Raw genomic sequence first — 557 nt, forward strand, 5'->3', positions numbered from 1 at the left:
CGCATAAATGCTTGGCTAAAATTAGCGACGAAGGAGCGCAAGCCAAGCGTTTTGCGTCCTTTTGAGTAACTTGTTAGTTGCCGTTTTTGCAGAGGTATTTTAGTAACTCTGTGTAATTCGCTAATACTAAATTTACGGCTTCATCCATATTGTAAGATTCATCATCAATCATTTCAGCATCGTGATAAATCCGATACAATTTTCCATTAGCGCCATCATTTATGTTTATAAAATATGGATCACCGGAACCAAGTGAGCAACTAGCTACAGGTATGTATCCAAATTTCTTTACTGCGATTCCAGGATAAAACTCGTTAGCTTCGTTGAGGATTTGATTTTCATCGAGTAGTTTAAGGTTACCACCATCTAACTCAGATAGATCAGCGGACTCTGGAATTTCACAGTATTTCCCCACTAATTCATTTTTAATTATGAAAGCTTTCCAATACTCCGGAATCAAAGCCAATCTCCCTAGGCAACTAACGCCCGATTAACGGGTAAAAAATTGTGGGCTAAAATTGAGCGAAGCGAATAGCCCGCAAGTTTTTTATCCCTGT

At 38.8% G+C, this 557-nt stretch carries 1 protein-coding gene; it reads right to left on the reverse strand.

Going from position 1 to position 557, the window contains the following annotated elements; translation table 11 throughout:
• Positions 1-73: 73 nt before the first annotated feature.
• Positions 74-460, reverse strand: coding sequence for a hypothetical protein (locus AC1HJP_RS21160; protein ID WP_480363467.1), 387 nt, complete (start codon positions 458-460; stop codon positions 74-76).
• Between the last annotated feature and the right edge of the window lie 97 nt (positions 461-557).

The organism is Pseudoalteromonas sp. NFXS53 (assembly GCF_056629255.1).